The sequence below is a fragment of the Aquimarina rhodophyticola genome (assembly GCF_042434915.1).
In the GTDB taxonomy this organism is placed as follows: domain Bacteria; phylum Bacteroidota; class Bacteroidia; order Flavobacteriales; family Flavobacteriaceae; genus Aquimarina.
Window position 1 is genome coordinate 1,642,307 of record NZ_CP170198.1, and the last position, 21,521, is coordinate 1,663,827.

At 33.1% G+C, this 21,521-nt stretch carries 15 protein-coding genes; 6 read left to right on the plus strand and 9 right to left on the minus strand.

The window, feature by feature from the left end:
• Positions 1-71: 71 nt before the first annotated feature.
• The 3 genes from ACE939_RS07220 to ACE939_RS07230 form a co-directional block, all read right to left on the minus strand.
• Positions 72-2,474 (minus strand): TIM-barrel domain-containing protein, encoded by a 2,403-nt coding sequence (locus ACE939_RS07220; protein ID WP_378188236.1) that lies wholly within the window; start codon positions 2,472-2,474, stop codon positions 72-74.
• A 243-nt stretch (positions 2,475-2,717) separates the two neighbouring features.
• Positions 2,718-3,152, minus strand: a complete 435-nt coding sequence (locus ACE939_RS07225; RefSeq protein WP_378188237.1) for a hypothetical protein — start codon at positions 3,150-3,152, stop codon at positions 2,718-2,720.
• Between the two features lie 64 nt (positions 3,153-3,216).
• Positions 3,217-3,978, minus strand: a complete 762-nt coding sequence (locus ACE939_RS07230) for an MBL fold metallo-hydrolase (RefSeq protein ID WP_378188239.1) — start codon at positions 3,976-3,978, stop codon at positions 3,217-3,219.
• Between the two features lie 168 nt (positions 3,979-4,146).
• On the opposite strand from ACE939_RS07230, the gene ACE939_RS07235 reads away from it, so the two are divergent.
• Positions 4,147-5,601, plus strand: a complete 1,455-nt coding sequence (locus tag ACE939_RS07235; RefSeq protein ID WP_378188240.1) for a TonB-dependent receptor — start codon at positions 4,147-4,149, stop codon at positions 5,599-5,601.
• Positions 5,602-5,785: 184 nt separating this feature from the next.
• Here ACE939_RS07235 and bcp read toward each other — a convergent pair whose 3' ends face one another.
• Positions 5,786-6,238 carry a thioredoxin-dependent thiol peroxidase gene (gene bcp, locus ACE939_RS07240; protein WP_378188241.1) on the minus strand — a complete coding sequence of 151 codons (453 nt, stop codon included), beginning with the start codon at positions 6,236-6,238 and terminating at the stop codon, positions 5,786-5,788.
• Between the two features lie 73 nt (positions 6,239-6,311).
• On the opposite strand from bcp, the gene nth reads away from it, so the two are divergent.
• A complete protein-coding gene (nth, locus tag ACE939_RS07245; protein WP_378188243.1) occupies positions 6,312-6,971 on the plus strand; it encodes an endonuclease III domain-containing protein in 660 nt (219 codons plus the stop codon).
• A gap of 238 nt (positions 6,972-7,209) precedes the next feature.
• Here nth and ACE939_RS07250 read toward each other — a convergent pair whose 3' ends face one another.
• Positions 7,210-7,794: an RNA polymerase sigma factor gene (locus tag ACE939_RS07250; protein ID WP_378188244.1), complete on the minus strand. Its 585-nt coding sequence runs from the start codon at positions 7,792-7,794 to the stop codon at positions 7,210-7,212.
• 236 nt (positions 7,795-8,030) lie between these two features.
• Here ACE939_RS07250 and uvrA point away from each other — a divergent pair, with 236 nt between their 5' ends.
• Positions 8,031-10,811 (plus strand): excinuclease ABC subunit UvrA, encoded by a 2,781-nt coding sequence (uvrA, locus tag ACE939_RS07255; RefSeq protein WP_378188246.1) that lies wholly within the window; start codon positions 8,031-8,033, stop codon positions 10,809-10,811.
• Positions 10,812-11,737: 926 nt separating this feature from the next.
• Positions 11,738-12,904: a hypothetical protein gene (locus ACE939_RS07260; protein WP_378188247.1), complete on the plus strand. Its 1,167-nt coding sequence runs from the start codon at positions 11,738-11,740 to the stop codon at positions 12,902-12,904.
• A 60-nt stretch (positions 12,905-12,964) separates the two neighbouring features.
• On the opposite strand, the gene ACE939_RS07265 is transcribed toward ACE939_RS07260, so the two are convergent.
• Genes ACE939_RS07265 through ACE939_RS07280 form a run of 4 tightly spaced genes read right to left on the minus strand, consistent with a single transcriptional unit; the run spans position 12,965 to position 18,518 of the window.
• Positions 12,965-14,422: a lipopolysaccharide biosynthesis protein gene (locus tag ACE939_RS07265; RefSeq protein ID WP_378188248.1), complete on the minus strand. Its 1,458-nt coding sequence runs from the start codon at positions 14,420-14,422 to the stop codon at positions 12,965-12,967.
• A gap of 34 nt (positions 14,423-14,456) precedes the next feature.
• Positions 14,457-15,743 (minus strand): glycosyl transferase family 1, encoded by a 1,287-nt coding sequence (locus tag ACE939_RS07270; RefSeq protein WP_378188249.1) that lies wholly within the window; start codon positions 15,741-15,743, stop codon positions 14,457-14,459.
• 4 nt (positions 15,744-15,747) lie between these two features.
• A complete protein-coding gene (locus tag ACE939_RS07275; RefSeq protein ID WP_378188250.1) occupies positions 15,748-18,195 on the minus strand; it encodes a YfhO family protein in 2,448 nt (815 codons plus the stop codon).
• A 29-nt stretch (positions 18,196-18,224) separates the two neighbouring features.
• Entirely contained in the window at positions 18,225-18,518 is a 294-nt protein-coding gene (locus ACE939_RS07280; protein ID WP_378188251.1) for a DUF4834 family protein, read from the minus strand.
• 85 nt (positions 18,519-18,603) lie between these two features.
• Between ACE939_RS07280 and ACE939_RS07285 the strand changes: the two genes are divergently transcribed.
• Together ACE939_RS07285 and ACE939_RS07290 are read left to right on the plus strand one after the other, a co-directional pair.
• Complete coding sequence (locus tag ACE939_RS07285; RefSeq protein WP_378188252.1) at positions 18,604-20,220, plus strand: transporter; 1,617 nt, start codon at positions 18,604-18,606, stop codon at positions 20,218-20,220.
• Between the two features lie 140 nt (positions 20,221-20,360).
• Positions 20,361-21,485, plus strand: coding sequence for a GTP cyclohydrolase (locus ACE939_RS07290; RefSeq protein ID WP_378188253.1), 1,125 nt, complete (start codon positions 20,361-20,363; stop codon positions 21,483-21,485).
• The last annotated feature ends 36 nt before the right edge of the window (positions 21,486-21,521 follow it).

Here is a 21,521-nt window from a genome sequence, read left to right on the forward strand (position 1 = left end):
AAAACTTTTAATAAACTCATGCAAACTTTAAGTCGAAAAACCCATAGTCCCGAATGCTAGTAACGAATAATTTAAAGTTTTAAAAGTATTCGCTGTTTTTGTTCAGAATTCCAAATTGAACGTATTTGAACAAGTTTATTTTCTGATTCATATTCAAATTCTGATGTTACACCATCTATAATAACTTCTCTTGGTTTATTTTGTACATTATGAACAAATAGGGTTACAGATCTTTTTTGCCCATTATACTGTTCTCCTATCTTACTTGAATAGTGTATTGCTAGATCTTTTTGTTGTACTACTGAATTAAAGGAAAGAAGCTCATACTGTTTTTTTTCATAAGCGTTTACAGTTGTTCCATCATCTTCATATAAAATACTCGAAGCCTCCTTAACATTCGCATCGTGATAATAATGGAGATTTAAATTTTCAGTTGTATAATCATCGGTAGTCATAAATACGTCTACCATGGGTATGAACGATCCTGCTCGTACAAATGTAGGGATGTGATCGTCTACTAGTGTAACAGTATCTGTAAACCCGCCTTCGTACCGTTTATCCGAATAAAAATCAAACCAAGCACTTGATTTTGGAAATTTGATAGACATTTCTTTAAGACCCGCAACGGTCACTGGCGCTACCAGAAAATTATTTCCCCAAAAATAGTATTCATCTGTTAATAAATAGGACGAATCAACCTCTATATCAAACAGTATGGGTTGCATAAAAGGTACTCCTGTCTGGTTATTATTAAAAGCTAACGTATAATTATAGGGTAGTAATTTATAGCGTAATTCAATACTCTTTTTTGCTAATTGTAGTGTGTTTTTATCATGAAAAACTGGCTCAGGTGCAATGTGTTCTTGGGCATGAGGTCTAAAAATTGGCTGAAACACTCCAAATTGCAACCAACGAGTATACAATTCTGAATCGAAACTTTCGCCCCCGGCAAATCCACCCAAATCGGAGTGCATATATCCAATTCCTTGCATTCCCATTTGCAAGGCAATTTCAGCTTGTGATTGTAAGCCTCCCCAACTACGATTTACATCACCAGACCACGGAATCATCCCAAATTTTTGAGATCCTGAATATCCAGCTCGCATCAATATAAATGGTCGTTGTGTAGGAAAATCTTGGCGATAACCGTCGTAAATTAATCGTGCCCAATCATGTCCATAGACATTATGAACTTCGTCTGCAGATCCTGTTGCATGCAAAAGATCAGAGGGATGTACTTCGGGTTCTCCCAAATCTCCCCACCATCCTGCAATCTTATATTCTTCTGTAAATTTTTTGTAAAAAGACCAAAACCAATCCCTTGCTTTACGGTCGTAAATATCAATGATACCTGTATTGCCAAAGTAAAAATCATAGGTATAGGTATCGCCATTCTTATTTTTTCCCAAATACCCATTAGTTTCTGCTTCGTAATATTTTTTTGAGGTCGACAATACAAAGGGCTCTGTTATCAAAATCGTTTTAACACCTTCTTTTTTAAGATCATTTATCATTTTTTTAGGGGTAGGAAACGAATCGCTGAAAAATTCTAGATTCCCCATATTTCCTTTAATTTCCTTTCCGAACCAGTAGATATCCAACACTAAAGCGTCTAACGGAATGTTATTTTCTTTAAATTTTTGAACCACGTTACGGACCTCCATTTCAGAATGGTACCCAAATCTACTTGCAAAATTGCCAAAACTCCATCTGGGTGGTATGGGTTGCCTTCCGGTAAGTTTAGTAAATTCAATAGTAACCTCCTTAAGATTTTGCCCAGCAATTACTTGGTATGTTTTACGCCCGCCTTGTACTTCATATTGTAATGTATTTTGCTTTTTACTATCCAAATCCAAATATCCAATTGTAGGGTTGTCAAAATGAACTGCATAACCTTTTGACGAAATCACCAAAGGCATCGTGAAATTCATAAGAGGTGCTTCTGTTTCATATCCATAATGTGCGCGGTTATAGAGTTGCAAACGATGTCCTCTACGATTCATCCCCAAAGCTCTAGCTCCACCACCATATAAAATTTCGGTACTGTCAATTTTAAAATGTAAAATTTCGGTACTATCTGTTTTTATATACCCCTTACCTTCAGAAATAAGTTTGGAATTTTTATAATAATATGAAATTGTAAATGGTTCTTTGGTAATTAATACATGTAAGCCATCTTTTGTTCCATAAGAAATAGTCGTAGTCTCTGGATTAACTATTTTTTTATTGGACATAGGGTGTAATACCACAGCATGAGAAATAGTATCCAACATTTCTCCTGATGGAATAAAATTAGTTTCTATAATTTTATCTGAAAGCTTATGAAACTGATACGTTCCATTTTTTACCTCAACTCGTAGTTGATCTGCTTTATGAGCTACTCCTTTGAAATAGGTAGAATCTTGCGCTTTAATAGTATAAACGCTTCCTATGCATAAAAGGAAGGCATACCTTATTAATATTTTTATTAGCATGTAAATTTCGATATGGATCCATTCAAAGATATAAGAATCTATATGATTGAACGTAAACATTTAGTCTACCTCATTACTTTTACGATAATTACAGGAAGTATTAGTGTTTGTTAGAGATATACTAACGATCTGTACTTTATAGAAACAAAATTTCAATAATCATTCAATGAGAACATAGTATTCTGTTAAAATAGAACATACCTAGTCTTATAAACTAAAATTTATGAGAAAATTAAAATAGAATTAGTTTCTAGGATATAGAAAAGATTTTTCAACCTCAAAATCAACGGTGTCATCCTCGTTAACCTGGTAAGAAATAAAGAGCTCCCCCCAATAAGTACCATCAGTAAAATCAGCGATTATCCATTTATGATTAAGAAGCCTTACTTTATTAATACTCATATTACCCTCCATTCCTGCATAAGGAATTATTGGGTTATCCATACCAGCTTTATTTTGACTAATAATTTGGTCACTTATAGTATTGGCTAGTTGAATTGCATTATATCCTTGCTCTTCAAAATAGCTCATTGCTTCTTCATTAGTATGTAAAGAAAAATATGTCATATCCATTGCAGAACTAATCAAAGAATCAATTTGAACGTCTTTATACGCAATTTTGGTGTTCATATTTTCAATTTTGGCATCATACGATTCCTGAGCTTTTTTACCGTTCATGAATTGATATAAAATAAACAAAAGTGAAAAAATAAACAAATACAAAAATATTTTACTTCTCATTTTATACAGTAATTTTTAAATTATCATATGCTAAAAATACACCTTTTGGCAAGGATGCTTGAACATCTTTATGAAACCCAAGCATATGGCTTATATGTGTTAAATAGGCTGTATCTGGTTTTATTTGAGCTATAAACTCTAAAGCTTCTTCCAAATTAAAATGTGAATGGTGAGGCTCTATACGCAAGGCATTGATCACCAACACATCAATACCTTTTAATTTTTCCATTTCTGTAGTTGCGATAGTTTTTACATCTGTTAAATACGCAAATTTATCAAATCGATAGCCAAAAACTTGCAATCGATTATGCATAGCATTGATGGGAGTAATATCCAGGTTGCCTAATGTAAACGGTTGGCTAGTTATTTCGTTTTCAATAACACTAGGCGCTCCTGGATATTTATTTTCAGATGTAAAAATATAGTCGAATCTTAATTTTAAAGCCTTCAAAACTCTTTTATGGGCATAGATTGGAATATCTCCTTGTCTAAAGAAAAAAGGTCTAATATCGTCTAACCCCATCGTATGATCAGCATGCTCATGAGTAAACAATACACCATCGATTTCGGAAACATTATTTGAAAGCATTTGTTGTCTAAAATCTGGACCACAGTCAATTATATAGGTATAGTCATCCCAACGAACCATTACAGATACACGTAATCTTTTATCTTTAGGGTCTTTGCTTAGGCACACAGGATGAGTACTACCAATAATTGGTATGCCTTGTGATGTTCCTGTACCTAAAAAAGTTACTTCCATAAAAAAGATCTTAGGACAAATGTAGCCATATTTTTTTTGCCAAAAACGAATTCATTTATGTTAAATGTTATTTAAAGCCGATATAAAATTCAGAAATTTGTAATTCATATTTTTTATAATACCTAGGTATTATTAATTTTACATTGAACAAAAAAAGCCCCTAGCGCTATGCCTATAACTATAATGGGAGATAAGGAATTCGAATCAGTTCCTTCAATTAAGAGTAAAGCCTTACGCATCAATCTCAATCAAAATATTTACGGAACTTTTTCCGAGATTGGAGCTGGTCAAGAAACGGTACGTAATTTTTTTAGAGCAGGAGGTGCTTCTGGTACTATTGCCAAAGCAATGAGCGCCTATGACAAGGATTTTAGCGATGCTATTTATGGTATCGAAAGTGACAAACGTTATGTAACCGAAGCACGGTTAAAAAAAATGTTATCGCATGAGGTTAATTTAATGGAGGAGCGGATTTCGCGAGAAAAACACCCGAACAAACTCTTTTTTAGTTACGCCAATACTGTTGCCACAATCGATTTTGCGAAAAAATATAAAGGCCATGGCTGGATTGGTATACGATATCAAACTGTTCCTAATGAAGAGTATAACGAAATTTCGCTACACATACGATTTCATGAAAATGATGCCCGTTTACAACAAATGACTTTGGGGATTTTGGGAGTAAATCTAATTTATGGTGCCTATTATAAATACGATAATCCAAAAAAACTTCTTAGATATCTCTACGATCATTTGGATAAAGATCAAATTGAAATTGATACAATTAACTTTTCGGGACCTAGATTCAAAAAAGTTGACAACCGCCTCATGAGTCTTCAGTTAGTGAAAAATGGTATGACTGAAGCAGTTATTTTTGGACCAGATGGTAATAATATTTTACCTGCGAGGATACTATATAAAAAGAATATTTTGGCGTTACGAGGTAGTTTTAGACCTGTTACCAAAGTAAATATGGATATCTATAAGAAATCTCTGAATAGATTTCTAGATGAAAATAAAGTAGATAAGAAAAAAACTGAAGTGATTTTTGAAATTACGCTCTCCAATTTAAGAGCCGAGGGTGAAATTGATGAAAAAGATTTTATGGATCGAGCAAGGTTACTTTGCTCCCTAGGTCAGACAGTCATGATTTCTAACTTTCAAGAATATTATAAAGTAGTCGAATATTTTTCTAACTACACCAAGGAACGCATGGCACTTGCAATGGGTGTTAATAATTTGGTAGATATTTTTGATGAAAAGTACTATCGTCACCTTAGCGGTGGTATTTTAGAAGCTTTTGGAAAATTATTTTTTAAAGATCTAAAAGTTTATCTCTATCCCTTAAAAGATCATAAAACGGGAGAAATTACTAATAGTGACAATCTCAAAGTACATCCTAGAATGAAAGAATTGTATAAATTCTTTAAATACAATGGTAAGTTGCAAGATATTACGGACTATGATCCTGATATTATGGATGTCTTTTCAAGAGAAGTACTGCAAATGATTCATGATGGAGAAGCTGGCTGGGAAACTATGCTGCCTGAGGGAATAGCTGATATTATTAAAGAAAACAATCTTTTTGGATATAATCTCAAGACTACTAAAACCTTAAAATAATAGAAACTACCAGATGTGTATTTTTACTACACATCTGGTAGTTTCACTTATTAAACCACACTTTAATGTAGTACTTTTATGTTAATGCTTATAGCTTTGTTCGATTCGCAAAAGAACTATTATTATTAATTTTTCGTAGGCATGCAACTATATTAAAAACATCCAACGCTACTTTAACAATTCACTATTTTAAGATTTGTGCTGCGTGATCTTTAGTTTTTACTTTTGAAATAACTTCTTCTATAACACCCTCTTCATCGATAACAAAAGTAGTGCGATGTATCCCGTCATACTCTTTACCCATAAATTTTTTAGGACCCCATACACCAAAAGCATTGATTACCTCTTTATCTTCATCTGCTAGTAACGGGTATGGTAGTTCGTATTTATTTTTAAAATTTTGTTGACGCTTAGCACTATCTGCACTAACTCCTAAAATTTCATAGCCCTGTGACTGGAAGGTATGATAATTATCTTTGAGATTGCATGCCTCTGCAGTACATCCTGGTGTGCTCGCTTTTGGATAAAAGAAGACAACTAGTTTTTTATTTTTAAAATCTTGAAGGCTTACTGTATTACCATCTTGATCCAAAGCTGAAAAGTCTGGAGCCTTATCCCCTTCTTTAAGTAATGTCATAATATAAATAGATTACGAAATTTAATATGTCAAATTTCTTATTTTGTTTAAATTTAGCCTAAAAGTACATAAAATGACAAAACAGGAAAAGGTTAACTATGTTATAAAAACTCTAAAAGACTTATATCCTACAATACCAATACCTTTGGACCATAAAGATCCTTATACCTTATTAATAGCCGTGCTTATGAGTGCACAAAGCACCGATGTTCGAGTGAATCAAATTACACCCTTGTTATTTGAACGCGCAGATAATCCATATGCTATGATCAAGCTCTCGATTGACGAAATAAGAGCTATCATAAAACCCGTTGGATTAAGCCCTATGAAAGCTAAGGGAATTCACGGTTTATCGCATATCTTAATTGACAAATACAATGGTGAGGTACCACAAAGTTTTGAAGCTTTAGAATCTCTACCTGCTGTAGGACATAAAACTGCGAGTGTTGTGATGTCCCAAGCTTTTGGTGTACCGGCGTTTCCTGTTGACACCCATATTCATCGACTTATGTATCGTTGGGGGTTTACAAACGGAAAAAATGTAACACAAACAGAAAAAGATGCTAAACGCCTTTTTCCAGAAGCGTGTTGGAATGACCTACACCTACAAATTATATGGTATGGTAGACAGTATTCTCCTGCTAGAGGATGGGATCTATCAAAAGATATCATTACCCGCACTATAGGCAGAAAAACTGTATTGAATGACTATTACAAAAAAAGACCTGTGTAAAACAGGTCTTTTTTATTAATTTAATGAGGTTTCGAATTGAAAATCTCCTACGTCGATTATATTTAACGACTTCGAAAAATTAAGTAAGAAATCAACGGTCTGCTTTTGTGGTTGCAAACATATATCCTCTTTTATACGAGTGTTTTTAAAGTAAAATTTTGCCATAGTATCGTCTTAAAAAATAGTTATTATAAGAAGATAACGGCAGTAAAACAATTTTTATTGTCTCATACAAATGTTAATTTGTTAAGACGATATTATTTTTATCAATCACTTTTCTCAAATTAATTAAAGCATATCGCATTCTTCCTAATGCGGTATTGATACTTACTCCTGTTTTATCAGAAATTTCTTTAAAACTCATATCTTTATACATTCTCATCACAAGAACCTCTCGCTGGTCTTCTGGCAGTTCTTGTATGATCGTTCGTAGTTCCTCTTCTATTTGATCTTTAATCAGTTGCTTCTCGGCATTAAGACCCGTATCACTGATTACTGAAAAGATACTGAACTCTCCGTTATCCTCAAACTTTGGCATACGATTACCTTTTCTAAAATGATCAATTACAAGATTGTGAGCAATACGCATTACCCATGGCAAAAACTTACCTTCTTCATTGTATTTCCCCTTTTTTAAGGTCTTAATAACCTTAATAAAAGTATCTTGAAAAATATCCTCAGAAACATCTTTATCAAATACTTTTGAAAATATAAAACTGTAAATACGTTGTTTGTGTCGTTCTATGAGAGAAGCTAAAGCAGCTTCATCACCTTGGATATAACGGCTTACTAAAAGCGCGTCAGATAGCGTGTAATCTTTCATACCATACTTAATTTTAGTACCAACAAGCTTGGGGCTCGGGCTATGTTAAACTTAAAAAGTAATGATATTCTATAGGCTATTTATTTAGTTTTGGGTTGATTTGATGGGGCTAATATAATAACTCTAAGTGAATAACAAATCATTTTTGTTAATTTTTTTAACTGTATATATCCCCAAAGCGGATTATTAATCTAATTTGGGATTGCTTATCTTTGCCGCTATACTGCGTTTTTACTATGACTCAAGACATCACCACTTTAGATCCAAAAAAAAATATTTTAATTAAAGGAGCTAAGCTTCACAACCTTAAAAATCTAGATGTTGCGATTCCTCGTAATAAATTAGTCGTAATCACTGGTTTATCGGGTTCTGGTAAATCTAGTCTTGCCTTTGATACTTTATATGCAGAGGGTCAGCGCCGATATGTAGAGAGTTTATCATCCTATGCAAGACAATTTTTAGGACGTTTGAATAAGCCTAAAGTAGATTATATAAAGGGTATTGCGCCCGCAATCGCTATTGAACAAAAAGTAAATTCTACTAATCCAAGATCTACAGTTGGAACTACTACAGAAATTTATGATTATCTAAAACTTTTGTATGCTCGTATTGGCAAAACCTACTCTCCTATCTCTGGTAATGAAGTAAAAAAGGATACTGTAACAGACCTTATAAATTATGTGAAGCAATTTGATGATGGTGAAAAGATGCTATTGCTAGCAACCATATTTGTCGAGGAAGGAAGAACAACCGAAGAAAAATTGAAAGTTCTGCAACAACAAGGCTATGCTCGTATAAAAGTTAATGATCAAGTTGTACGTATTGAGGAGGCTCAATTTACAAGCGACGATACGTTATTTTTAGTTGTGGATCGTATTATTAAAAGAGATGACGAGGATTTTTATAATCGATTGGCTGATGCTGTGGATGCTGCTTTTTTTCAAGGAAAAGGGAGCTGTTATATTGAGACGTTAAGCGATAATACTTTACGTCAATTCAGCAACAAATTTGAACTAGATGGAATTACGTTTCTAGAACCAAACGTGCATCTTTTTAGTTTCAACAATCCATATGGTGCTTGCCCCCAGTGTGAGGGTTATGGTGATGTAATAGGTATTGATGAGGATTTAGTAATTCCTAATACAGGTTTAAGTATTTATGAAGAAGCTGTATTTCCTTGGCGGGGTGAAAGTATGAGCTGGTACAAAGATCAATTAATCAATTCTGCTTATAAATTTGATTTTCCTATACATAAGCCATACTATGAACTTTCCGAGAGTCAAAAAGAGTTACTATGGAAAGGTAATAGTTACTTTGAAGGAATTGATAGTTTTTTCAAAGAGCTTGAGGCCAAAGCCTATAAAATTCAGAATCGTGTAATGTTATCACGCTACCGCGGTAAAACACGTTGTTCGATGTGCCAAGGAAAACGTTTACGTACCGAGACCAACTATGTCAAAATTGCGAATACAACAATTACTGATTTAGTAGATAAACCATTGGATGAATTAATAGTATTCTTTAAGAATTTAAAACTTAGTATTTCTGATAGCCAAATCGCTAAACGCTTGCTTAAAGAAATAAATAGCAGACTTAGTTTTTTAAGTAAAGTAGGACTTGATTATCTAACACTTAATAGAAAATCTAATAGCTTATCAGGAGGAGAATCACAACGTATTAACTTAGCTACTTCTTTGGGAAGTAGTCTTGTAGGTTCTATGTATATTTTGGACGAACCCAGTATCGGCCTACATCCAAAAGACACCGAAAAACTCATACAAGTACTTTTATCCTTGAGAAATCTTGGTAATACAGTGATTGTCGTAGAGCATGATGAGGATATTATGAAGGCTGCCGACGAAATTATAGATATCGGTCCCGAAGCTGGTACACATGGTGGTCAATTGGTGGCCGCAGGTACGTACAATGAAATTTTAAGTGCTGAATCGTTAACTGCCAAATATTTAAACGGTGATTTTAGCATTGAGGTTCCAGCAAAGCGTAGAACCTCTTCCTATTATCTAGAAATACTTGGAGCTCGAGAAAATAATCTCAGTAATATTGACGTAACTATACCACTGGGAGTATTTACAGCTGTCACAGGAGTTTCGGGTAGCGGAAAAAGTACTCTCATCAAAAAAATAGTATACCCAGCACTACTAAAAAAACTAGGCGGCTATGGTGAGAAAGCGGGCCAGTTTACTGCTCTAAAAGGGAAATTTAGTAATATAAAACATGTAGAATTTGTAGATCAAAATCCAATTGGTCGCTCCTCAAGATCCAACCCTGTCACTTATATTAAGGCTTATGATGATATAAGAGCTTTATTTTCTAACCAAAAGCTAGCAACTATACGTAATTATAAGCCAAAACATTTTTCGTTCAACGTGGATGGAGGCAGATGCGAAACGTGCAAAGGAGAAGGAGAAGTTACCATAGAGATGCAGTTTATGGCTGATGTTCATCTTACTTGTGAAACTTGTAATGGTAAACGATTTAAAAAAGAAGTTCTCGAAGTGACTTTTCATGACAAAAATATCGACGATATTTTATGTATGACTATTGATGATGCTATAGAATTTTTTACCGCTCATAATCAACCTAAAATTACTAAAAAGTTACAGCCGTTGCAAGATGTAGGCTTAGGGTACGTGCAATTGGGACAAAGCTCTTCTACGCTATCTGGTGGCGAAGCACAACGAATTAAGTTAGCATCCTTCTTAGTAAAAGGTATCACAAAAGATAAGGCTTTATTTATCTTTGACGAACCTACTACTGGATTACATTTTCATGACATAAAAAAACTTCTAAAATCGTTTAATGAACTTATAGAAAAAGGGCACTCTGTGCTAGTTATTGAACATAATTTAGATTTAATAAAATGTGCCGATTACATTATAGATTTAGGTCCTGATGGTGGAAAATATGGCGGAACAATAGTTGCAAAAGGTACTCCCGAAGAGATAATTAAAGTTAAGGAATCCTATACTGGACAATTTTTAAAAGAAAAGCTGTAAGGATACGGGATGTTTACATCAAAGTTCCTTTGCTAATAATAGTATCCATCTACGCATAGAACATTGTACGTAATATTTTTTATGATTCGCTCGGTTGCAAATCAGTATTAACTTCTAAAAATTATGTAGTAAAAGAACCTATAAAACAACATAGCATTTATTTTGTTGGGTTTAGTTCATTCTTAAAATAGAAACCTCAACTTTGAAAAATTGGTAATGAATCGAATCGCATATTTTTTTAAAAAAATTGTAAACATCCCCTTTTTAAAACTTCTTGCTTTTTTATTTTAAACTTACAGTTTCAAGAAATGATATTTAAAAAACTAATCTTAGTAAAACAAGCATCTATAGGATCAACAAAATTATTTAACTGAGATTATTTGTTACTTACAAATTTTAGATTTGTCAAGGTTACAAACTCCTACCCTATTACTGTAACATTCCTGTTGTTCTACATATTAAAATAGGTGTATGTAAAAGTGATTATGCACTCTGATACACCCCACTAGGTTCTATCGTTAATAAATAGCAAGTGACTTAATTTTTAACGAAACATTACATGTGTTGTTTTTGTAATACTTTTCAAAACCGCTAATTAATGTGTATACCCTTTTAAAATCTCACGTATATTACAATGCTTTTCTCTCTTCTTATAAATTATTAAAACCCTAGAAATACTGTAATAACAAAAATTGAAATTCACCCAACTAAACTTTATGTTCACTTTATAAAATAAGCTGTTCAAAATTTTATCAAAAAATGTTTAAGTCACCTTTAAGAACAAGTGTATTGTTTAAAAAAAAACGATAAAACTAAAACACAAATAAATAACTAACTGAAAATCATGTTTTTATGTTTTTGGCACGTTGATTGATTACTATATCTACGAACTTAGAACTGAGCAGTTCTATCTAAATTATAGAAATATGAGAAATTTTATTTTACTTTTGGCAGGTTTCTTATTCGTGTCATCAAACATTCAAGCAAATACAGAGTATACAGCATCAAGCTACTTGACTCGAAATAATAATTCTTTTATTTTTACTGAGGGTGGTGTGGAGTTTTCGATATATCCCGATGGTCAATTTGATTTCTATTTACCTAATGCTCATCGCAGAAGTAATGTTAGTGTTGCTGTAAGTAGACCGGGAGTAAGTATTAGTTTTAATGCTGGTTATAATTATGATCCGTATGTTCAATACGATGATTATGGAGCGGTTGTTCAAATAGAAAATGTTCCTGTATTTTATGATTACTACGGACGAATAACGCAAGCTGGTGATGTTTATATTACCTATAATCGTTATGGGCGAATTGCTCGACTAGGTGGATTGTATGTGAATTATAATGCTTATGGAAACTATGTAAATGTATCAGGATACATAAATAATTATAATCGACACTACGTTTATCGTCCTCATCATGCTTATTTTACAATTCCTGTAGTATCGAGATGTATCGTATACGAGCGTCCATACCGAAGATATTATACTCCATATAGATACTCTTATAATGTGTATCGAAAATCATATCAAAGAGGGTATGTACAGAGTCCTTATCGTACAAAATCTTATTATAGACCTTCTCAACGTGTTAGCACTTATAATCGAGGGGCTTACCTTAAAACGTCTCGTCAAATTGCTTATCAAGATAGAAGCAGAAGAATTCAAACTCAAAAAAGAAACGATAAGTTATATTTAGAGAACTCACGTAGTAGAAGTACATCTAACACCTATACTAAGCAGAGATCGGGTACTAAAAAAATTATTAGTCCTAATACTAGAACTACTAAAAAGGCGGTAGTTTCAAAAAGAACATCAAGAGTAGCTCCCAGAAGATATGAGGGAACTAATAGACAAATAACAACGAATTCTACTCAAAATAGAAATACTACTGTAACAAATAGATCTTCACGTCGTCCTTCTAATACAGGAAACCGTGTCTCGCCTAAAACGAGTAAGAATACAACAAATGTAGCAAGATCTACTACGAATAATGGTAGAGCAAAAGTATCAAAAATAGCAAAAAGATCAACACCTACAAGAGCAGCTTCTAGAACTCGAACCTCTAGTACATCGCGAAGTAGAAGTTAATACTATAAAGAAATCTAATTTTTTGGTTGGTTAGTTGGAGAATCCCCCAGAGTTGTATGCTTAGGCACCTCGGGGGATTTTCTTTAGTAGCAAATTTATATCTTCAGATATCTTAAGATGATAAATTAACACTAGATAGCTTATAGTAATAAGCGAACTCTTCACTACAATATTAAGAATAGGAGTGAAATTAAAGTTCCAGAAATAAAACAAACAGGTCAATACTGCAATTATCAGCACTGCTTGTCCTGAGTTTTTATCAAAGGGGTGCATATCATATTTTTTATAAACTAACCATAGTTTTATACTATTATAAATACTAATAGCTGTAAAAGTAGCAAAAGCAGCACCACTAATTCCGTAAATTGGTATGCAGATATAATTTAAAACAGCTGCAAGAAGTGCCATAATAACTCCAGTTTTTAAGACAATTCTGTAGTACGGCGAATTATATAATATTGCGTTGTTGTTGCCTAGTAAATTATCGTATAGTTTGGAAAATGAAATCCATAGAGTAACCCATATATATAATTGATAATTCTCAGAAATAATATGATACAATTCTTCAACGTTGCATATAATAAGTATAAACAATAAACCACTTATAGTTATCAAATTTATAGAGCTTTGTATATATAGTTTTTTAAGTGCTTCTTTGTTTTTTTCATTTAATAATTTTGCTGTTAAGGGATAGGTAATTTGATGCATTGCCCTGCTTGGTATAATAATAACGCTAGCTATATAAGCTGCTAAGCTATATTCTGCCACACTTTCAAAGAACCACAACCTTTCGATCATAACTTTATCCAAATCTATTAGCAAGCTTGCTACAGAACCCGCTACCAAAATTAAAACAGAATACTTCAGTACATCTACATAATTAGCTGGCATTGTAATTTTAAAATTAATGGGATGCAAAATAATTGCATATACCATCATAATAGAGGTCCTTAAAACGTAGAGTCCGATAAGAGTAGTAATAAATTGAGAAATGCTTAGTAGCTTAAAGTAAACAAGCAATAAAAGAAAGGCTGTACAAATACGAATAAAAATTTCTTTGAGTATATTACCAAAAACACTCTTTAACTTCACTTTAGACCAAGCAAAAAAGATTTCAAAATATGCCATCGATACCCCTAGTATAAGTATGGAACTTACATAAGGTTTGACAATTGCATTATCGTTTGTAAAGTACGATAATATTGGTTCTTTAAACAAAATATAACTTATGAATAAGATGATAGCTATCATTCCAGGGATAAGTAACATCATACTTAAAAAGCGATGTTCTTCTAAAGAGGTTTTGTAAGAACTAAAAAATTTGATTAAAGTATTATGTATTCCGAAGGCTATAAGTGGCCAAAGTAAATTAGCTACAGCTATGAGATAGGTAATGAGTGCATAATATTCTTTGTCTAACAAATGAGTAAACAAAAACAACGTATTTATAGCTCCAATACCAAAGCCAGCTACTGTTGTAAACCCATTACGTATAGATTGTTTAACTACAATTCCCATTTTACCAATACTATTGTTAAAGATGTAATATATGTTATATCATTTGTTTTAAAAGATCTGCTAACTTATGAGTTAGTTCTCTTCTACTAAATTTTTCAAGTCCCACCGGATCAGTTTTTAACGCTCCTGATTGATAGGCTTCAAAATAGTGTTTAAAACGGTTTTTGATGGCTTCATATTCGTTGTATTGAAAAAAGTGCCCTGTGTGAGTTTCTTGTATTATGTCTTTAATATCAGCATTCTTTGGACCTAATGCCACTATTGGTCTTTTAGAAACCATATACTCAAACAGTTTACCTGGTATAATACATTTGGTTTGTTTACTGTCAATTTCAATTAAAAGCAGTACTTGAGAAGCTCTTTGTAAATAAAGTGCTTTCTCGTGAGATACATACCCCTTATCTTCTACAAAGCTAGATAATCCAATTCTATTTATTGTTTCCAAAACATTTGGGCTTGTAGCTCCTATTAACTGAAGTTTGAAATGTTTTGCAAAATTTTCATTTTCGAGTGTTAAGTCATATAAGGCTTGCCAAAGATTTACAGGATTACGCTCTGACAATAATGACCCTATATGAGACACCGTAAAATTTTGATCCAGTGCAATATGCGAACTATTGAACGTATCATATCCATTGGTAATAACAGTTATAGGACGATTTGTTAAACGTGAAAACTCTTTTGCGGTAGTATGACTTGTGACTAATAATTGGTTTGCAGCGTTTAAAACTTCTGACTCTAGTTTCTTATGCTTTGCCTTAGCTTTTTTAGATAAATTTAATTTTTTATGATAGCCAATAGTAGTCCATGGATCTCTAAAATCAGCCAACCAAGGTAGTTTTATTTTTTTAGTAAGTGCTTTCCCTATTAAATGTATACTATGCGGTGGACCTGTAGTAATTATAATATCGACACTATTAGATTCTAAATAATTTTCTAAAAACTTTACCGAAGGCTTTACCCAAAATTTTCGTGCATCAGGAATAAAAAAATTACCTCGAATATATAACAAAAGTTGCTGAATTAATGACTGCTTTTTTTTATCATTAATTATCCCTTTGCTTATAGTTTTTGTATCAGATTTTGAGAAGAGTTCTGCAAAACGATACGGTTCAAAAATCGGATGCTTTATGATTTTAAAATCTCCTGAAATATCTTTGCTTAACGTAATATCTGTTAAAGGATATTGAGGATTCTCTGGACAGTAAACGACAGGTTCAATATCAAAATCACGTAAATATTTAACAAATTTTAACCAACGTTGTACCCCAGGTCCGCCTGCGGGTGGCCAATAATATGTTATGATTAAAACTCTGAGCATCAGCTTATGCTTCAGAGTTCAATATGGTATGCTTATTTCTCTTCTTAAATTCGAGATAAGCACCAATACCAAGTAAAATCAAAAATAATAATGCGGATATGCTGGTAATTGTATTTCCAGTCTGGATGATCTTTGGTTCAAATTTAAAAGTGATGGTATGTTTTCCTTTAGGAATTAGAAGTCCCCGCAACAAAAAATTTGTTTGTACATGATCCACGGGTTTTTGATCAATATACGCTTGCCATCCTGGATAATAATTTTCTGAAAATACCGAAAACCCATCCGTACTATTTTGTGAAGTATATACAAGCTTATTAGGTTTATGGCTTACTAAAGTAATTTGGGCAGTACTATCCAAACTAAAATTTTTATTCAATACCTTATCGTTAAAATTTTGATTGATAACCGCAGTAGTTTTGGTGTTTACATCTTGTAAAGCTAGTAGCTCCTCATCTGCAGTAGCTACACTAATGATCTCTTCGACAAACCAAGCATTACCATTAGCGGCTTGATTTTCTTGTACCACAGCGCCCTGTTTTTCATGTGGAATAATAAAGTACTTTACATTAAACATATTGAGGATATTCATATCCCCTTTAGCTAAATAAAAATCATAAATATCTTGAACTCTACCTGGTTTTGCAGCATGATACCCTCCAAGTGCATTGTGAAAATACGATGTGCGTGCACCGTTAAAAGGATCACCAGTAACATCATAGACACGATAATGTGAGGTATCCTTCAGTATTTCTTGATCTGCCGCAGTAGGTGTAAAAGGTTTACTTAAAGTTCTTGCCGATACAAAATTATCATTATTCACATATTTCCTATCCACAGATATAAGATCGGTCAAAATCAACACCCCAAGAATTAAAATTGTAAAACTTTGCTTCAATTTGTCTTTTAGAAACAACCAGCAAACAACAGCTGTTGCTAAAATAAAGACAAGTGTTCGAATTACATCTGTTGTAAAAATAGATTTTCGATCCTCACGTAGAGCTCTCACAAAATCTGGCCCATATTGTTCGATCCAAATTGAATCCTGTGCCCCTTTAAAGGAGAATAATAATGAATTAAAGAGCAAAAAGACAAACGCTATACTACCCAAAATAATTGTAGTCATTTTAAGAGCCTTCATTTTTTCATCATTAGTACGTACCCTACTAAACAATTGTTGTAATCCCAAAATTGCCAAAATTGGTATACAAAGCTCTATAAGAACTTGTATGGACGAAACTGCTCTAAACTTATCATACATGGGTACATAATCTATAAAGAAATTAGTTACGAAACCCAAGTTTTTTCCCCATGATAGAAGCAACGCCAATATAGAACCTCCAAGTAGCCACCATTTTAACCTTCCTTTTACCAAGTATAACGACAACACAAATAAAAATATAAGCACTGCGCCAATGTAAGCAGGTCCAGCTACGATAGGTTGGTCTCCCCAATATGTTGGTACATTTTGTGAGAACTCTCTAGCTTGTGAAGGACTAGCACCCATTGTAAGTAGTTCCTTATAAATGTTTGAATTGGAACCGACATCCTCAGACGAAGCACCTCCCATAAAACGTGGTATAAATAGATTGAAGGTTTCTACAATACCATAACTATATTGAGTGATATAATCATAGTCCAAACCGGTATTCTTTTTTTCTTTTCCATTAGGTGTAATAGTAACACCCGTATTCCCACGTGTACTGTAACTAGCATATTGTTTGGTAGCTAATAAAGGAGTAGCATTAAGCAAAATTGAAAATAGTACCGCCACAACCATAGTCCCAATAGCTTTAAAAAATTGAGATACCTTTTTATGTTTGACAGCGTCTACGAGGTACACAACCCCCAATACAACTACTAGAAGAAACAAATAGTAGGTCATTTGAACGTGATTTGCAGCAATCTCTAAAGCCATAGTGATCGCTAATAAAACACCTCCCCAAAAATATCGCCCTCTAAAGGTGAGTATAATACCACTTAATACCAAAGGCATATAGCCAATTGCATGAGCTTTGGCATTATGTCCAACACCTAAAATAATTATAAAATACGTAGAAAAACCGAACGCAAGACTTCCTAAAAAAGCAAGTTTATAATCAACCTTGAGAACCAGTAACAAAACATAAAAACCTATAAAATATAAAAAAAGATAATCTGCAGGTCGTGGTAAAAACCGAATCAAACGATCAAGTTTTTTAATGTAATCGTGATCGTACTGAGCTCCTACTTGATACGAAACCATCCCTCCAAAAGCATTGTCTATCCAATAAGGCTCTTCTCCTGTTTTGTTTCTAAAATCAGTTTGCTGCTTAGCCATTCCGCTATATTGAACAATATCGCTTTGTCTAATTTTTTTCCCACTGATTACAGGACTAAAATAAGCTAAGGAAGCAATAATACAACCCAATACAATAACAAGATGTGGTAAAACTTTATAAAAAAATGGCTTCATTTGGTCTTTTTTATGAATAAAGAGCCAAATTAATCAATTTCCTCATAATCGATATATTCTCCTACATCTTTATTCGAAGATTTGCTTTTTGTTTTCTTATCGATGGTTACTTCACCCTCAGGTGACGTTTGAGAAGTATTTTGATTTTGAAAATTTTGAAACTGCTGTTGAAATTTCTGTCCAGCTTTCTTTGTGATATATTTAAGCAATAGAGGACCAAATAAACGCGTTATAATCTTAATCCCGTAATAGATTAGCAAAATTATGAGAATAACCTTTAATACCCCTGATAAAGAAGCTTCTTGCATTTTGTCTTTTTGCAAAAATAAAGAACTTGTTTTAGAATTACAGCTATACTACATTAAAAAAATGATAAAATCTACTATATTTGAGCCAAATCAATTGAATATGAGCCCAAAATCTATTCTACCCTTTTTTTTAATAGTTATATGTACATGGATATCCCATGCGCAATATACTGAGAGAATTAATAGTAACCGACCAGGAACCTCCCAAGGGGCTTTTGCTGTGGGAAATAATGTTTTACAAGCAGAGGGTGGCTTTGGCTTTGGAAAAGAAAACCATAATCTACTTAATACGAAAACTAACTTTTTCAACTTTGATTACTCTGCACGCTATGGTCTTTTAATCGAACAACTAGAAATACGACTAGAAGGACGCTTACGTAGCGATGGTGTTAGACAAACGATTGGCAGTTCTGAAGAAAAAATTACAAGGACAAATTTTGAATACAATACATTAGGTGCAAAATATTTGATTTTTGATCCTTATAAAAATCCCAAAAAGGATTCTATTAACTTAAATAGTTGGAAAGCACAGCATCGCTTTAAATGGAAGTCATTAATCCCAGCTGTCTCTGCTTATTTAGGTGTTAACTATGTTACAAAAAACAATCCTTTTACCTTTCCAGAAGACGCTACCATCAGCCCTAAAATTGTCCTTATGACACAAAATAATTGGACTACGAGTCGCACTGGCAATTGGGTATTGGTTACCAATTTAATTCTTGACAAAGTTACCACAGATATGCCGGTTTATGGCTGGATTATCACCTCAACCCATACCATTAATCATAAATGGGCTGTTTTTGGTGAATACCAAGGTCAAAAAAGTGATTTTTACAGTGACGATATTTTAAGAGTGGGCGGAGCTTATTTATGGGATAAAAACCTTCAACTTGACGCAAATATAGCTACCAATTTTAAAGACACACCTTCAATTTTAAATATTAGCTTTGGGGGCTCTTATCGCTTTGATTGGCATACTAAAGATGAAATTATCGAAAAACCAGGCCTCGAAGGAGGCGTAAAAGAAAAGGAAGAAGAAGAACTCGAACCAGAGGAAGGAAATCCTGATAATGACACGTATGAATATGAAAAAGGGGAAACCGATAGTTTGAAACAAGGAAAATTACCCTTAATAAACGATTTTGAAGATGATGATTTTAGACAAGCTATAGAACAAGATCTTGATGAACGTCGTACAGCAGAACGCTTAGAACGAGAAAGAATCGAAAGCGAAAAACAAGCAAAGAAAGACGATAAAAAATTAAGAAAAGAGCAAAGAAAACTTGAAAAGCGTCAAGCTAAAGAAGCCAAAGAAGCTGAGAAAGCACTCTTAAAGGCTGAAAAAGAACGACAGAAAATGATTGAAGACATAGATTCAGAGCTTGACATGATAGAAGAACCTTTAAATGAAGATAAGGAATTAGAACAGATTGAGAGAGAGCTTGATAATCTTGAAAAAGAAATTGAATCCGAACAACCATTAGAAACCAAGACAACCCCTAATCCTGAGGAAGAAATCGATGTTGACAAAGCATATGATGAAATGAAAAAACAGGAGGAAAAACGCAGAAAGAAAGAGGAAAAAGCCAGAAAAGAAGAAGAAAAGCGTAGACAAAAAGAGGAAAAATTACGCTTAAAAGAGGAGCAAAAAAGGCAAAAAGAGAAAGAAAAGGAAGAAAAAGCAAAAAATCAAGATAAGGATGATAATGGCAAATAATCATATTCATAGTCTGGATAGTATTTGTGAAACAAAAAGTTAATAATTCGGTTTACAATTTATTTTTAGAAAATTGATTTAAGAACTAGTCCGTATATTTAACAAAAGAATATATATTTGCTACGAACTAGAGAAGATGTATGATTACCATTAAAGAAATTACTTCAAAAGGAGATTTAGCAACCTTTGTTAAATTTCCTTTTGAATTATATAAAGACTCACCCTATTACGTTCCCCCGATTATAAAAGAGGAACTCGATGTATTAAATCCAAGTAAAAACCCTGTATTTCAAAATTCTGAAGCTAAATTCTTTTTAGCCTATCAAAATAACAAAGTTGTTGGACGAATAGCAGCTATTATTAATTGGATTGAAGTAAAAGAACAAAAAAAATCAAAAGTACGTTTTGGATGGTATGATGTAATTGATGATGTTGAAGTAACCAAAGCCTTACTCGAAAAAGTTATTGAGTATGGAGCAAAAAACAATCTAGAATATATGGAAGGCCCTGCAGGGTTTTCTATAATGGATAAAGCTGGCATTCTTATTAAAGGTTTTGAAGAGCTTAATACAATGATTACTTGGTATAACTACCCATACTACCAAAAACACATGGAAGAGCTCGGCTTCAAAAACGCTGCTACTTGGGTAGAATACAGAATACAAGTTCCTAAAAAGATCAAAGAAAAAGTCGTTAAATTTTCAAATATTATTAAAGAACGTTATCAGCTTAATTTGATAAAATTTAATAATAGTAAAGAAATTTTAGGCTATGCTGATGAGATGTTTGATCTTCTCAATAAAACCTATAGCGGTTTACAGACATTTGTACCTATACAACAGTACCAGATTGACATGTACAAGAAGAAATATTTACCCTATATAAACCCACAATACATCACTTGTATTGCTGATAAGACTGGTAAGCTTATTGCTTTTTCAATTGTTATGCCTTCATTTTCCAAAGCATTAAAAAAAATGAACGGTAAAATGTATCCTTTGGGGTTCTTACATATCTTAAAAGCACAGCGCAAAAATAATACTGCCGCATTTTATTTGATTGGTATTGATCCAGAATATCAAAATAAAGGGGTAACAGCTCTTATTTTTAAAGAAATGAATGAGGTTTTCTTACGCAATGGTATTGAGGTAGTTGAAACGAATCCCGAATTAGAAGAAAATAAGGCCATACAAGCACTTTGGAACGATTATGAGCATGAGCAGCACAAAATGCGTAGAACGTATCGTAAGGCCCTTAAAAATTAATTTTATCACCCCTGATACTATACTCAAAAAATTATA